The organism is Mesorhizobium sp. M0106 (genome assembly GCF_040322715.1).
Lineage (GTDB): Bacteria > Pseudomonadota > Alphaproteobacteria > Rhizobiales > Rhizobiaceae > Mesorhizobium.
This window is the reverse complement of the sequence record NZ_JAMYUA010000058.1, coordinates 1-14976: the sequence shown is the minus strand read 5'-3', so window position 1 is coordinate 14976 and position 14976 is coordinate 1. Positions and strand designations below refer to the sequence as shown.

Sequence of the window (14976 nt, the reverse complement as noted above, 5' to 3'; positions counted from 1 at the left end):
CGATGGCTGCCTATCTCCTCCGCAGGATAGTCTCGACCATCGCCGTCATGGCGATGGTCGGGATTTTCGTATTTCTGCTTCTTAGGTTGGCGCCCGGAGACCCGGCGGACATCATCGCTGGCCGCAACGCGACGCCAGAGATGATCGCCGGAATCCGTGAAAAGCTGGGCCTGAACGATCCTATGCCGGTTCAATTCGTACGTTGGGTGCTCGACATGCTCAGCGGTGATTTCGGCACCTCGATCTTTTCTGGACGACCGGTTCTCGAGCTCATGTCGCAGCGGCTTGAACCGACCCTTTCCCTGTCGATCCTGACGATGATCCTTTCGGTTTCGGTCGGGCTCTCCTTCGGCATCCTTGCCGCGTGGCGAACTGGCGGGCTCGTCGATCGCCTCCTGGCGGCCTTGTCGGCGTTTGGGTATTCCGTGCCGGTCTTTGTAATCGGCTATTTTCTCATATACTTCTTAGCTATCAAAGCATGCTGGCTACCGGTCCAGGGATATGTGCCGATCGATGGTGGCCTCGGGCCTTGGTTTGTGCACCTGGTCCTGCCCACACTGGCGCTAAGTCTTGGCTACATCGCGTTCATCGCCCGGGTTACGAGGGCGAGCATGCTCGAGGTCCTGTCGGAAGACTACATGCGAACGGCCGTTGCGAAGGGTGCTTCGTCCTATGCCATGCTTTTCCACCATGCTCTGAAGAATGCCGGCGTCCCCATCCTGACCGCGATCGGCATAAGCTTCGCCTATCTGATCGGTGGGGTTGTCCTCACGGAAACCGTGTTCAACATCGCCGGTATCGGTCGTCTGGTCGTCGATGCGATCAACAATCGCGACTATCCCATAATCCAGAGCGTGCTCATCCTGACTTCGGGTCTGTACGTCCTTATCAACCTCACGGTCGATCTGGCCTACACGCTGATCGATCCCCGGATCCGGTACTGATATGACGCTCCTCTCCGCACCAGTTGAAGCCGTGCCGATGGCTCGGCTGCAGCTATCCGATCTTCCCCGTCTGGCAAAGCGACACCCGCTGGTCCTGGTCGGCGGCGGCCTGGTGGCGCTCCTGATCATTCTGGCGCTTGCCGCCCCGCTTTACGCCAGCGATCCGGTGGACATGGATCCGTTCAAGCGCCTGCAGCCGCCTTCCACCGAGATGTGGTTCGGGAGCGACAATCTGGGCCGGGACGTGTTTGCGCGAACGATCTTCGGCGCCCGGATCTCCCTCATGGTGGGATTGATGTCGGCGGCATGCGCGGCACTTGCCGGGGCTCTGATCGGTGTCATCGCTGGCTACAGCCGCAGCTTCGACAATGCCGTTATGCGGGTCATGGATGGCCTGATGTCGATCCCGACGATTCTGCTAGCGATTGCCCTCCTTTCTCTGACAGGCGCCGGAATCGGCATCCTCATCGTCGCAATCGCGATACCCGAAACGCCAGCCGTCGCGCGGCTGGTTCGTTCGGTTGTTCTGAGTGTTCGCGAGCGTCCCTATGTGGAGGCCGCGCTCTGCGGCGGTGCGCGCGTGCCGAGGGTGCTATGGCGGCACATCCTGCCGAGCACCATTCCGCCGCTGATGGTCCAGTGCGCTACCGTCTGCGCCAGCGCGATCATGACCGAGGCGGGGCTGAGCTTCCTCGGCGTGGGCGTGCCGCCCGAGATTCCAAGCTGGGGCAACATGATCGCCAGCTCGCGGCTGTATCTTGCCATCGCGCCGCTGACGATCTTCGCCCCTGGTATCTGCCTTTCCGTCACCGTCCTTGCCGTCAACCTACTCGGCGATGGCCTGCGCGACTTGTTCGACCCCCGCGCGAAGCGGAGGCGCTAACATGCATATGCATCAAACAGCAGGCAACGACGTGCTTCTCGACGTTCGCGATCTTGAGACGCACTTTTACGGCGAAGAAAGCGTTACTCGCGCCTTGGGCGGCATCAGCTTCCAGGTTAAAAAAGGCGAGACGCTCGGCGTCGTCGGCGAATCCGGATGCGGGAAGAGCGTCACTGCCCTCTCCATCCTTCGCCTGCTGCCGAAGCTGTCCGCCAGGACGGTGGGGGGCGAGGTCCGCTTTCACGGACGCGACCTTCTTGAGCTATCCGATCGAGAGATGCGAAGGATCCGCGGCGACCAGATCGCCATGATCTTCCAGGAGCCGATGACGAGCTTGAACCCAGTCTATACGGTCGGCCACCAGATCGCCGAAGCGGTTCAGATCCACACCAAGGCCTCGCGGTCCGTTGCCATTGCAAAGGCTGAAGAGATGCTGCGTCTCGTCCGCATCGCGGATCCCGAGCGGCGGGTCAACAACTATCCTCACGAAATGTCGGGCGGGATGCGCCAGCGCGCCATGATCGCCATGGCCCTGGCCTGCTCGCCGGAGCTGTTGATCGCCGACGAGCCAACGACTGCGCTTGACGTCACTATCCAGGCGCAGATCCTGCGGCTCATCATCGATCTGAAAGATCGCACGGGAACGGCCGTCATGTTTATCACACATGATCTGGGCGTTGTAGCCGAGACATGCCAACGCGTAATCGTGATGTATGCCGGCCGTATCGTAGAACAAGCGACCGTTACTGATCTGTTCGCGCGTCCGGCGCATCCCTACACCCAGGGCCTGATGCGATCGGTGCCTGATCCGCGGCGAGGCCGTCTGCACCGCCTTCCGGAAATCCCCGGCATTGTCCCAAGTCTGCGCGAGCCCATTGTCGGGTGCAGCTTTGCGCCTCGCTGCCCGTTCCCTAGCGACATATGTCGCGAAAAGACGCCGGTCCTGCGAGATGTCGGGTCAAGCCACACGGCGGCCTGCTGGCGCGCCGAAGAGGTGATGGGCGCATGAACGGTCCTTTGCTGAAAGTCGAGAATCTGACCAAGCACTATCCGCTTGGCTCGGGAATCTTCAAGAAAAGCATTTCGGTTATCCGGGCGGTGGAGGATGTATCCTTTTCCGTCGAAGCGGGCGAGACGCTGTGCATCGTCGGTGAATCCGGCTGCGGCAAGTCCACCGTGGCGCGGCTCCTGATGCGGCTCGTGCAGCCGACTAGGGGGCGCGTGCTGATCGACGGCACCGATATTGCGGGCTTCAAGAAGGACTCGCTTCGCGCGTGGCGCCATAGGATGCAGATGGTCTTTCAGGATCCCTACTCGTCGCTGAACCCACGCCTAACTGCCGGGCAAATCATTACGGAACCGGTTGAGAACTTTGAGCGTCTCAGCCGGAAGCAGCGTAACGCGCTTGCTGCGGAGCTTCTCCGAAAAGTCGGAATGTCGCCCGACATGATGCATAGGCTTCCGTCGGAATTGTCGGGCGGTCAGCGCCAGCGGCTCGGCATTGCACGCGCCTTGTCGCTGAGCCCGTCTCTCATGATCGCCGACGAAGCGGTGTCAGCCCTTGACGTATCCGTGCAGGCGCAGATTCTGAACCTGCTTCTGGATGTCCAGCAGCAGATGGGCATCGCATTCGTCTTCATCTCGCATGACCTCGGCGTCGTGGAGCATATCGCGCATCGCGTAGCGGTCATGTACCTGGGGCGCATCGTCGAGCTCGCCCCGAGCGAGGCGCTGTTCGTCAACCCAGTCCATCCCTACACCGAGGCGCTAGTCGCGGCAGCTCCGGTGCCGGATCCGACGCGGGTTGGGCTGCAGGCGCCCGTGGAGGGCGAGGTGCCAAGCCCCATCAACCCGCCGAGCGGGTGCGCGTTCCACCCGCGCTGCCAGCTCGCGGTGGAGCGGTGCCGCACCGACGTACCGCCTTTGGTGCCGATGGAGGACGGGCGCGTCGTAGCCTGTCATGTGCGCGCTCCGGCTATAGGCATCCCGGACCAGCTGGCTGAAGCGGCGAATGCCTCGGCCACGACAGGTTATGCGGTCAGTAAGCAGTCAACCTATTGAGGAAGCAATGGAAGAAAATTCACACGATACCGGTTCCCATCCAGCTCGCCGGGGTGATGGCTACGACACGGTCGGTTCAATCGAAACGAATGTTGCGGACGGCTTCACAATGGTCGCAGTCGGCGACCTCATCGTGGCCCGGCCGCTAATGAGCGGTCGGCATCCCGGCTTCGGCGACGTCGTCGAGGTCCTTCGCAATGCGGATGCCACCTTCGGCAATATGGAAACCCTCCTCTTCGATATCCGGTCGTTCAAGGGAAGTCCACAAGCCGAGTACGGCGGTGCGTATCACATCAGCCTTCCAGAGGTCGGACCCGATCTGAAGGCAATGGGCTTCAACATCATGGGGCGTGCAAATAACCATACACTTGACTGGGGCCTTGAAGGGATGCGCGAGACCGGCCGTATCCTCGATGAAAGCGGTATCATCCATGCGGGTGCGGGTGAGAGCCTTGCAGAAGCCGGCGCCGCCCGCTTTCTGGAGACCGCGCGGGGACGGGTGGCGCTCGTGTCATTTACTACGTCCTTCACGCCAATGTCCCGGGCGTGCGATCCCGCCGGCGAAGCGCCGGGCAGACCCGGACTCTACGCCCTTCGTCTGGCGCAGAGCGTTGTAATCCCGCCTGCGATGCTCGAAAATTTGCGGCAAGTGCGCGATATACTGCCCGGCGATAATCCGGGCCATAGGGACCCGAACCGGGTGGCGCTCGCCGGAGTCACGTTCAAAGCGGGCGCCAAGGCCGGTTGGAGCTATGAACCCGACGCAGGCGACCTCGCCGATATTCTGCGAAACGTTCGCCGGGGCAAGCAGTTCTCCGACTTCTGCATCGTCACCAACCATTGTCACGAGCCCGGAAACTGGAGCCAGGAACCGGCGGACTACGAGCAATCCTTTGCGCGTAAAATGATCGACGTGGGAGCCGATGCATATGTCGGACACGGGCCGCACCAGTTGCGAGGCATTGAGATCTACAAAGGCCGCCCGATCCTCTATAGCCTTGGGAATTTCTTCTACGACGACCTGCGGACGCCCGTGGGTGCTGACATGTTCGCCCTCTACGGCAAGGACCCACGAACCGTCACGGATGCCGAGGTGACGGTCGATGAAGAGACGAAAGGATATCCCACGGCAGACGGCTTTGTGGGGGCGCTCGCCTCACCCATCTTCTACGAGAGCGTCATCGCCGTCAGCCGATTTGAGCAGAACCGGCTTGCCGAACTGCGGCTATATCCAATCGAGCTCGGCTTCGCTAAGAGGTTTGCCAACCGTGGCATCCCCCGGCTGATCACCGGGCCGCAAGCAAAAGCCATTCTGGAACGTCTACAGAACCTGTCGGAGCCATTTGGGACCCAAATCGCCATTGAGAACGACGTTGGAGTGATAAGGCTGAAGCCCGGCTCATCACTATGAGGCGCTCAAAGGCGAATTGGCTTCCTTATCCCCGAAAGTCGCGACGCACTTTCGACCCGTGATTTGCGGCATCCTGGTGACCCAGCATCACTGAGCAGTTATCTATCTCTGCGCTAAATTGCACGGAACATTCTGACGCCAGTCTCGCAATATCCACATCAATGAAGTTAAACAATGGGCGAAGAACCACATCTTACATTCGATCTCGACAAGCCCGGCACGAGCAAAGGGCATCTTATTGTCCCAAAAGGCGCCGATTGCGAAGCTCTTTCGCTCCCGGTCTTCAGCCTCAACAAAGGGGAGGGATCGCGCCTCCTTATCACGGGCGGATGTCATGGCGATGAATTGGAGGGGCCGATTGTTGCGCGAAGGCTTATTGAGTGGCTGCCCCTAACGCATTGTGGAAGAGCTATCGTCGTACCGGTGCTCAATCCACCGGCTGTGCAGGCGGGGAGCCGGAATACGCCGGTCGATGGGTTCAATCTCAATCGAGTGTTTCCGGGCCGCGCCGACGGATCGGTAACTGAACGCGTCGCGGATGCGATTTCGCGCCTATTGTTGCCAATGGCGGAGACTGTGTTCGATCTGCACAGCTTCGGACCAAAATGGGATTTCCCACGGAAAAAGAGCTTCACCACCACGGTGCCCCCGCCGTCGAACTGACCGCGCGGAACGCGCCGCACAGGCCTTCGCTTACCACGCATTACGAAAACGGTGGTGGCGAGGCCTTCCGGAAACATCTCAGCTGCATTTGGTGCATAGAGGACATCGGCACCGAGCGGCATCACCTTTGGGGCGGCGTCCTCGTGCCCGATGCGCGGATAGACCGCGATAGCTCCAGCTTTGTGGAACTGCTTCGGATTACGGATTAACGAAAAGCGTCGCGCCTACCCAATGACCTTCCCAGGGGCGCATGCGCAGGGCTCTCATGGTGGGCACGCCCCCCTCCAGGATGCAATAATGCTGCGCAACCCGCGACAGTAGGTTCTGCCGCATATTTGGTGCAGGGACTACTTTTTTCGGGTGTCCCTTTGTCCGGTAGCGTCAAGCGGCTGCCAGCAGTCGGCTCCGGAGGAGTGGATAGGCGGCGCGCCCGTACATCTGGCGCTTTTTGAGGTGGTTGATCTGGCCTTCGACCTTCGACCGGGCTCGTGCTCCAGGGCTCGGTGCTGAATGCCGCCCGAACAGCCTCAATGTCATGGCGGATGCCTGCTGCAAGGGAGGTCAGCTCACTGTCCGTGGCATCGGCGATCCATTGCTCGAGGCCGGCATCATCGTCGCTGCGTGTCGCTGGAGCAAAAAGGCGGGCGAGGTCGCCCGCGATCGAAAGCTCCGGCGCATTTTCGTGGAGATGGTGAAGGAACCACTCGGTCTGCTCATCCAGAGAAGTCGAGTCTGCGCTCAACAGCCATGCACAATTCCGGCGGTTGTCGCCCGCGAGCTGTCGCGGCGTCGGATACGCGACCGGGTCGCGGGCTTGTTGTCGCGGGTCGGTCTCAGCGCCGAATATATCCAGCACTACCCGCATGCCCTTTCGGGCGGGCAAAGGCAGCGCATCGGCATCGCCCTCGCCCTGGCGATGAACCCCGAGCTGGTCATCGCGGACGAAGCGGTTTCGGCGCTGGACGTTTCCGTTCAGGCCCGGATTCTGAACCTCTAGCGGGACCTGCAGGCCGAGCATGGGCTGCCCTTCCTCTTCATTGCGCACAATCTCTCAGTGGTCCGGCATTTCTGCGAGGCGATGGTCGATGCCGGCGCTGACATTGTTGCGCATATGGGCCTGACCACTGGCGGCAAGATCGGTGCCCTAGTCTAAGCGGCGGACCCTTGACGATTGCGGTGCAGGACGTCGGCGGAATCGCGCACGCGGCGCGAGCGCGGCGGCCGGATGTGGTCGTTCTGTGCCATGGCGGACCCATCTCGATGCCTGGCGACGCCAGCCATATCTTGGATCGATGAACGGAATGCTACGGCTTTTATGGCGCCAGCAGCATGGAGCGGCTGGCGACCGAAGAGCGATCGAAGAGCGATTATGGTGTCGCAGGAAACGATCGGCTCGTGGTTGGTCTGGCTCCCGTCGATTGACGACGCGATCCGGTCGGCCATGACGCTCCAGCGCCTTTGTGAAGAAGCCCCTGGCCGCCGGCAGGTCGCGCTCCTAGCTGAACCAAAACTCGACTGTGTCACCGACATTGTCCATGGCGCCACTGGCCGCCGACTTTGATGTAGGTCTCGTCGACATGCCATTTGCCGGTCACACTACGCTTGCGCCGGTTGAAGCGCTCGAGCAACAAGGGCTGGAAACGAACGTCAGTGGTGGATGGACGTGTGATCGACCGTAATGCGCTCGGCCATCATCTCCTCAAGATCGCGCCGGCTCAGATTGTAGGCCAGGTACAGCGCGCGCAAAGCAGGATCACGACGGCCTTTGAACATTGTAACCTTCCGAAACGATCGAAGGTTCCTTGCCACAGCGCTGCTAATCAAAAGGTTGCAACAGAACCCATTCGATAACTGCGCCGCTAAAATGGTCGATCTCTCTTGATTTAGGTGCAACTAAAGCGACGACAATCGACAGCCCAGTTCCATCGCGCAGTCGCCGGGAGGTATTCCAAGTTCAAAAGTGTTGCCTAACTACCCAAAGTGGTAGTGGCAAACTCATTTTGCGTGCGCAAGAGTGGGAAGCAACATTGAAATTGTCTTGCTGACCTGCAGGTAGCCGATCGCAAAGTCATCGGCATCAGCTACAGCGACCGAAGAGGTCATACATGGTACTTGAGACCCGAGCTCAACAGATTGCCGACGAGCACTTTGATCTAGTCGTGATCGGCTCCGGCTTTGGTTCAGCCTTTTTCTTGCACGAGTTCTCCAGGAGAAGAAAAGCGCGCATTCTCGTCCTGGAATGGGGGCGCCACAACACGCATGATTGGCAACTTGAGCACGGCTCAAACAGCAACGTCCAGGACGCCAGCACCTATTCCAGCAACTCCAGCAAGCCGTGGGTCTACACCATTGGCCTGGGCGGCGGAACGAACTGCTGGTTTGCGCAGACGCCGCGCTTTCATCCAAACGATTTTAGGCTGAAAAGCCTCTACGGTATCGGTCTCGATTGGCCGCTCAGCTATGACGATCTGGAGCCTTTTTATTGCACGGCCGAGGCGATCATGTCGATTTCCGGGGATCCCGACATGGCCGCGGTCATGCCGCGTTCCAGGCCTTTCCCTCAGCCGCCTCATTGCATGTCGGCGCCGGACCGGATGATGAAAGCGGCGCAGCCCGGCCAGCATTTCGTTATGCCGACTGCACGCGCGCGCGTCGCGACGGAACAGCGCTCCGCCTGCTGCGCATCCTTCCGGTGCTCGCTGTGTCCAGTCGATGCGAAATTCACCGCGCTTAACGGCTTCATGCATCTCTTCGAACATCCCGATGTTGCGGTGTGCCTCAATTCGGAGGTGCGCCGGCTGGAGTACGCCGGCGGATCTGTTCGGTCGGCCACATTCGTGAATGATGACAAGGAGTTCCAGATCACGGCGGATCTGTTCGTCCTGGGGGCGAACGCCATTCAGAGTCCGGCGATAATGCTGCGATCGGGTCTCGACGGCGATTGCGTAGGACGTGGATTGCACGAATCCTTTGGTTGGAGTTTCGAGGCCTATCTCGACAGCATCGACAATTTCGACGGCTCGACGATCACAACCGGACTGAATTTCGGGCTGTACGACGGACCACACCGGTCGGACCACGCTGCCGCACTTGTCTATTTCGAGAACCGCTGGTTGTTCGGGATGCGTCCCGAACGGGGACGGCTCCGGCACACCCTGCCGCTGAACGTCGTGACTGAAGATCTCCTGAAGCCGGAGAACCATATCACCCTCGACGAGAACGAGAACGCCCGCGTCGTTTACGCGGGGCCTTCGGATTATGCCGTGGAGGGCATGGTGCAGGCCAAGCAGCGGCTCGGTGAGCTGCTTTGGCCACTGCCGGTGCAGGAGATATTCGACCGAGGGCAACGTGCTACCGAAGCGCACGTTCAAGGGACGCTGCGAATGGGCGGGGATGCCACGGATTCTGTCGTCGACCGGGATATGATCCATCATAAACTTAGGAATCTCGTCGTCGTGGGTACCAGCACCTTTCCGAGCTGTTCGTGCGTCAATCCCAGCCTGACTGCTGCCGCCCTCTCTCTCAGGGCGGCGAGCCGCATCGCGTGAGGAGGAATTCCGGCATGATCACGGTTTCGAGACGCGTCGTCCTTGGGCTTTTGGGAGGCGGTGTGACCTCTATCGGTCTCGCTTACGCTTCGGTGCGCTCCTTCGCCCAGGAGGAACTGGTCTGCATGGTACTTGAGCGCCATCTTGGGCCCCTGAACATCGCTGAGAACGAACTCCGGTTGTTCACCCAGGAGTTCCGTGCTCAGCGTCCGATGACCTTTCCGACCGAAAACTTAGCGGCCGTTTCCGCGCTTCTGGAGAAGCTTAGGCTTGCATCCGCTGCCCGTCCTATCCTACCCGGCAACCGTGCGCAGCGGCTGGAGCATTTCGAGCGCTGGCTGCTCGCGGACTTCCATCTTTTGACCGACTACACCTGGCGTCAATCACCAGGCGATCCGATCCGTTTCACAGGCCCGCAACCATGCGCAAACCCGTTCGCCAATATCGAAACAGCCAATAATTCCCAGCATGGCCGGGGGTTTTACCGCCATACGCTGTTATAAAGGATTCTAGGACATTGATTGGAGGATCAGAGCCTCAGTTGCATCTCGTCCAACTGCTTGTCGGCCAATTCAATTACTGGTTTCTGTGTAGGCGCGGATCATCTCCTCGTACCGCCGACGGTCGGAACGAAACCCCAAGCCACCCTTCGGCGGGCTGCAACAGGTGCTGGCCTATCTCGGCCGCTACACCCGCCGCGTCGCCATCACCAACTCCCGGCTCATCAACATGGCCGCGATCTCGTCGCGTTCCGCTGGCGGATTATCCTCATGGCGTCCACGACGAAGGTCATGGCGCTCGATGCCCATGAGTTCATCCGCCGCTCACATGGACGTGTTCAGGTCAAGTGATACCAAAGGCGCATAATTCTTCCTTTCTGTTGGCGGAGCTACCAGGGTTTGAGCCCAACTGCGTTGACGCGGCGCGACGTATTTCGTATTTCCGTGCCTGGTCCAACTCACATGCGGTCGCCGTCCGGGACGGATGCACCAATATCCCGCTTTCGGCGGGCAAGGGCTCAGGACGACGAGACATTGTTCGTGTCGGTAGTTCAGACCAGCGGCGGATTCGGTTGTCTCCCTGCATCCGCGGGGCTGATTGGCCCTCCGGACAGGTATGTAGGTTGGTCGCCTTAGGCGGTCTTCATGACGGCGCTCTCGCTGACCACCCCTGCGGTCGCACATTCCAGAGAGCGACGAGCAACTTTCGTGCGAGCGCGACGATCGTTATTTTGCTTTGAGACGCCTTGCTCGCGGTCATTCTCTGCTCCCCCAAGGCATCGGCGCAAGCTCGGCATAGCCTGCAACCTGCCTTCGGTTGTCGAACTTTCGGAACAGCCCTTCCGTATACAAGATGGCGGCACTCTCGGGGCCAATTGGTCGAGCGGCAACTCGAGCCCATCGAGCTCGCGAATGAGCTGCGCCTTGAGCTGCCTGCCCAGCACACGGCCATGTCCAGTCCCGAAATCGGCAAGCCGCTCGCGCCACGTCGCAGCGGATCATAGCCGGTTATCCCTTGCGCAAATAGCAGCCCCTTGATGCGCGCCCGGTCTCACGGGTTGATCAGATACCCTAGAAACCAATGGGCGAAAGATCACATGATAATAATGAGCCGCTTTGAGCTGTCGCAAATCAACCGGACGTATGGTCGCGGCACTTGCTAGTGACAGACATCGATAAATCTCTCCATCCCGGTTTATTTCCTCCAGGTCGAGAGAGCTCAAAACATCCTTATACACGCTCGTCCCATTGCTCGAAAGCTTTATACTCTCCAATTGCAACCATTCATAGTGTTCCCCCAGAAGCAACTTCAGTCTTGCGCCGCTTACATGTGGCAGCATGATGGAGAAATAACCATCATGTAAATGGCTTGCTCTAAGCGAGAAGACCTTCGGCTCGTCTATGCTTTCTACCAAGACCTTCAGAGGCGAAAAACGCACATTCATATCTTCTGGCCTCAGATCAAGTTGGAATCTTCTTTGAAGCAGACGGCTGAATACGAAGTCGAGCCCCAAGCAGCGCGTTTCATACGAACCCAGTCGATAAGGTGAGGGAAGACACCTCACATTCTTCCAACCGCTGTCTGGATCATAGAGCGTCTTAGTCCGATCTGGACCCATAAACTTGTCGTTCTGGAACCCCTCGAAAAATTCCAGCTCCGCTTCATTAGGCATGTAGGCATGACGAAAAAGAGCCGCATGGGCGGCCCTTTGCAAAATGGGATAGTCGTGCGTCACGCCAGACTCCGTAAAAAACGACGTCGCATCATTAATGAACCGCAAGCATTCCTTTTGAACTTTGGAAACTTTCTCGTACTGCCTCTCACTAAGTTTGATCTCACCAAGAACTGGATCGCCGTCCAAGTCATAGTCAACAACCATTCCTTCCTTCAATATACAGCACTGCTCAAACAAATCATATTCCCAATGAGGTGTGGTAATAAGTGATTTTCCGTTCGCCGGTCGGTAGGGTTCGTCGGAGGCGACCAAATAGCGACCTAGTATGTCTACGTTAAGGTCTTCCTTGAAGGTCCGAATCAAATATTCTTGTGTCTTGCCGTAATAGGCTATGTCCGCCAAAATAATGGTATCGCCTTCCTCAAGATCCATTTCCTTTGAGATATAGCGCATTAAGCGGACACGCAAAGCATGTGAGTTCTTAAATATCAACTCCAACACATCGTCGTCGCGCAGCACTTGATGGAATGCCGTTCGCGGATCGGCAGATTTATGGGCAATCTGTATTAACAGTTCAGTCACTTCCGGCGGAAGCAAAAGCTGTTTTGCAGTGGCATCAAAGTCGTCAACCACTTCGGGGTAGATCCCGCCAATATAATGATCGACATCGGCGCGGGTTTTGAAAGAGGCCGCAACAGCAAGAAATTTGCGGAGTCGTACCAGTTTGCCGACTGGCTTGCCCGCATAGGCTTCGCATGCAACGGAAAGAAGATAAGCATCACGCAATAGGAAGAATACTTTTACCCGCTTGCCTTGCTGTCGCAATGCCTCCACCTCGTCCATAAGAAAGCGAGCATAGGCGTATAGCACCGGGCCAAACGACATATAGCCGATCATCGTCTCAGGCGCGTACGGCGCCAGGTTTGCAGCGGCAAAGACCGGTCGAAACGGACTATACCGTGGCAGAATAACTGCTTCAGGCGCCGCCTGGTCGAGTACAATCAACGAAGAAGCCGCGTCCTGTAGGCGCAAGAGGTCAGCGACCTCATGATCAAACGGCAGAAAATGCAGCGCACGTACACCGAATTTCTGGGGAGCTTGGACATCGGCCACATCATTATCTCCGATATGAAGTAGTTGCGCTGCGGGCACTCCGCACTCTTTGGCTACAATCTGAAAGAGGGCGTGGCTCTTCGACGTCCCATAATCCACAGAGCAGTAAATCTTGCTGATTGCTTCCATAACGTCTGCAGGCAAATGCCGAGCCAAGAGGCGCTTCAACTCGTGTTCGCGCAAATACGTGTCGCTCACGATGATAACCTTGATTCCGCGGGTGTGAGCCAGCCTAATCAGCTTTACGAACGGTGAGAATGCAAAGCAAACATCCATTTCGGTTCGGATTTCCGCCTCGGCCAATAGCTCCCGTTCCTCACCAGAAAGGGATGTAAAACGCCGATAAATATCGCTGATATCGATCTCACCAGATCCGTTCTCCAAAGGCTTCGCTTGATAGGCACGCTCAGCAGCGCTGACGCGTTGGTGAGGAGCTATCCCTAACCGTCGCGCGATGGGATTGTCGGCGAGCATGGCAAAAACGTCCTCAGGTGTCGCTGTCTTGCGCCACAGCAATGTATCGAAACAGTCAAGTGAGAGTACCTTCACGAGTCCCCCAAAGTTGTCTAGAATGGTGGGGATGTCATTGGCTTGAATTTGGAGTGTTGCCTTATGGTGAGCGTCATGGGTATTGCTCAGGTCAGGATTCACAACATCGTCAATATGGGTTTCGTCGTGAGACTTCTGATTAACATCGGCTTCTTTTATCTTGGCGGCCAAGCGCTTCAGTATAAGCTGCATATATCTTTCCTTTGTGCAATCCAATCGTTCTGGATCAGAACTTCTCACGGTCGTCAACCTCGGGTCTAGCACCTCAGCATCGGCAAAGGCTTGACGTCAGCGGCTACCGCTTGCGCCACGGAGCTTCGAAGGAGCCGACATTTAAAAAGAGATGTCCCGAACTGGCCGAGAGCTTGGGTTCGGCCAAAGTCGCGTAGCAAACCCCGCTCTCCTACTGCCACAATCCATATCTCATTGTTTATCCATGCTCTCGCAAAAACAATGCGGTTAACTGCGAAATACATTCAGTAGTTGGTTGGAGTGCGAGCCTCCTCATAAAGTCGCTCGAGAGTATCATTTATCTAGGTCCCGTCAACGCGGCGGGGGGGGTGCGACGGTTCTACCAAGTGGTTGATTATGTTGAGAACAACTGCGTTTGGCGCGCTGGCCTTTGTGATGTTTTGATAAAGAAGTGTTAACCCATGTCAGCACTACTTTGGCAGAGTGTTATTCTGGGAGCGTTCGAGGATTGAACGAAGCCGCTGACGTGGCACTTGGTGCACCGGTTTGCGGATGACGCTTCTGTTTTGAAGGATTGCTGCTGTTGAAGCGCAACCTTGAGAACAGGAGCAATGAGATGGCCGAGTTGAGCCCGCTTCGCCGGCGCATGATCGAGGACATGACGATCCGCAATCTGTCGCCGGCCACGCAACGATGCTGCGTGCACGCGGTAGCGAAGTTCTCCCGCTACTGTGGCCGATCCCCGGACCGGCTTGACCTGGAGGACGTTCGCGCCTTCCAGGTGCATCTGGTCTCTACCGGAATCTCGTGGCCGGCGCTGAACCAGACGGTGTGCGCACTGCGGTTCTTTTATGGCGTGACGTTGGGTCATGCCGAGATCCCTGAGCGGATCGCCTATGCCCGCGCTCCACGCACGCTGCCGGTGGTCCTCAGCGCCGACGAGGTTGTCCGCTTTCTCGAGGCGGTGCCGAGCCTGAAGACGCGCACCGCCTTGACGACGGCCTATGCCGCGGGCCTTCGCGCTTCTGAGACCGTCGGGCTGAAGGTCGGCGACATCGATAGCGAACGCGGCGTCATCCGGGTCGAGCACGGCAAGGGCGGCAAGGATCGCACCGTGATGCTGTCGGCGCAGCTTCTGCGCATCCTGCGGGTCTACTGGCGACTGGCGAAGCCGCAGGGCTGGCTGTTTCCAGGCCGGGATGCAAATCGCCCCATCGACGTGCAGGTGCTGTATTCAGCCTGCCGCTCGGCGCGTGCGGCCGCCGGCATCGACAAGCGTGTGACGGTCCACACGCTCAGGCACAGCTTCGCCACGCATTTGCTGGAGAACGGCACCGACATTCGCATTATCCAGGTGCTGCTCAAAACAACGACATACTGCCCGCCAACATCCCGAAGAAGGGTGGATTTACTATCCATTTCATCCGCGCTGTGGT

The 14976-nt window shown here is 58.4% G+C and carries 11 protein-coding genes and 5 pseudogenes; 12 read left to right on the top strand and 4 right to left on the bottom strand.

The annotated features are described in order from the left end of the window. Positions 1-2: 2 nt before the first annotated feature. From NKJ55_RS31740 to NKJ55_RS31715, 6 genes are all read left to right on the top strand, one after another. A complete protein-coding gene (locus NKJ55_RS31740) occupies positions 3-944 on the top strand; it encodes an ABC transporter permease (protein ID WP_352453324.1) in 942 nt (313 codons plus the stop codon). A 1-nt stretch (position 945) separates the two neighbouring features. Continuing rightward, positions 946-1827, top strand: a complete 882-nt coding sequence (locus NKJ55_RS31735) for an ABC transporter permease (protein WP_352453323.1) — start codon at positions 946-948, stop codon at positions 1825-1827. A gap of 1 nt (position 1828) precedes the next feature. Further along, positions 1829-2836: an ABC transporter ATP-binding protein gene (locus NKJ55_RS31730; RefSeq protein ID WP_352453337.1), complete on the top strand. Its 1008-nt coding sequence runs from the start codon at positions 1829-1831 to the stop codon at positions 2834-2836. After that, a complete protein-coding gene (locus NKJ55_RS31725; RefSeq protein WP_352453322.1) occupies positions 2833-3888 on the top strand; it encodes an ABC transporter ATP-binding protein in 1056 nt (351 codons plus the stop codon). The genes NKJ55_RS31730 and NKJ55_RS31725 overlap by 4 nt, the downstream gene beginning before the upstream one ends. Before the next feature lie 7 nt (positions 3889-3895). Then, on the top strand, positions 3896-5299 hold the full coding sequence (locus tag NKJ55_RS31720) for a CapA family protein (RefSeq protein ID WP_352453321.1): 1404 nt from the start codon (positions 3896-3898) through the stop codon (positions 5297-5299). Positions 5300-5473: 174 nt separating this feature from the next. Further along, positions 5474-5962: a M14 family metallopeptidase gene (locus NKJ55_RS31715; protein ID WP_352453320.1), complete on the top strand. Its 489-nt coding sequence runs from the start codon at positions 5474-5476 to the stop codon at positions 5960-5962. 20 nt (positions 5963-5982) lie between these two features. Here NKJ55_RS31715 and NKJ55_RS31710 read toward each other — a convergent pair. Next, positions 5983-6114: pseudogene (locus tag NKJ55_RS31710) on the bottom strand (hypothetical protein); the annotation flags it as partial. Positions 6115-6497: 383 nt separating this feature from the next. Here NKJ55_RS31710 and NKJ55_RS31700 point away from each other — a divergent pair. Together NKJ55_RS31700 and NKJ55_RS31695 are read left to right on the top strand one after the other, a co-directional pair. Next, on the top strand, positions 6498-6959 hold the full coding sequence (locus NKJ55_RS31700) for an ATP-binding cassette domain-containing protein (RefSeq protein ID WP_352453336.1): 462 nt from the start codon (positions 6498-6500) through the stop codon (positions 6957-6959). Between the two features lie 78 nt (positions 6960-7037). Further along, positions 7038-7255, top strand: a pseudogene (locus NKJ55_RS31695) (phosphoenolpyruvate hydrolase family protein); the annotation flags it as partial. A gap of 42 nt (positions 7256-7297) precedes the next feature. On the opposite strand, the pseudogene NKJ55_RS31690 reads toward NKJ55_RS31695, so the two are convergent. Then, positions 7298-7719: pseudogene (locus tag NKJ55_RS31690) on the bottom strand (IS6 family transposase); the annotation flags it as partial. A 348-nt stretch (positions 7720-8067) separates the two neighbouring features. Here NKJ55_RS31690 and NKJ55_RS31685 point away from each other — a divergent pair. The 3 genes and pseudogenes from NKJ55_RS31685 to NKJ55_RS31675 all read left to right on the top strand — a co-directional run. Beyond that, the gene (locus NKJ55_RS31685) at positions 8068-9510 is read left to right on the top strand and encodes a GMC oxidoreductase (RefSeq protein ID WP_352453319.1); all 1443 of its coding nucleotides are present in this window, start codon (positions 8068-8070) and stop codon (positions 9508-9510) included. A gap of 14 nt (positions 9511-9524) precedes the next feature. After that, entirely contained in the window at positions 9525-10013 is a 489-nt protein-coding gene (locus NKJ55_RS31680; protein WP_352453318.1) for a hypothetical protein, read from the top strand. Between the two features lie 136 nt (positions 10014-10149). Beyond that, positions 10150-10334: pseudogene (locus NKJ55_RS31675) on the top strand (transposase); the annotation flags it as partial. Positions 10335-10642: 308 nt separating this feature from the next. On the opposite strand, the pseudogene NKJ55_RS31670 reads toward NKJ55_RS31675, so the two are convergent. Together NKJ55_RS31670 and NKJ55_RS31665 are read right to left on the bottom strand one after the other, a co-directional pair. Continuing rightward, a pseudogene (locus tag NKJ55_RS31670) lies at positions 10643-11052 on the bottom strand (transposase); the annotation flags it as partial. Next, positions 11009-13540 carry an HAD family hydrolase gene (locus tag NKJ55_RS31665; protein ID WP_352453317.1) on the bottom strand — a complete coding sequence of 844 codons (2532 nt, stop codon included), beginning with the start codon at positions 13538-13540 and terminating at the stop codon, positions 11009-11011. The gene NKJ55_RS31665 and the pseudogene NKJ55_RS31670, both read right to left, overlap by 44 nt. Positions 13541-14156: 616 nt before the next feature. On the opposite strand from NKJ55_RS31665, the gene NKJ55_RS31660 reads away from it, so the two are divergent. After that, positions 14157-14976, top strand: an 820-nt coding sequence (locus NKJ55_RS31660) for a site-specific integrase (RefSeq protein WP_352453316.1), incomplete at its 3' end; no start/stop codon positions are given.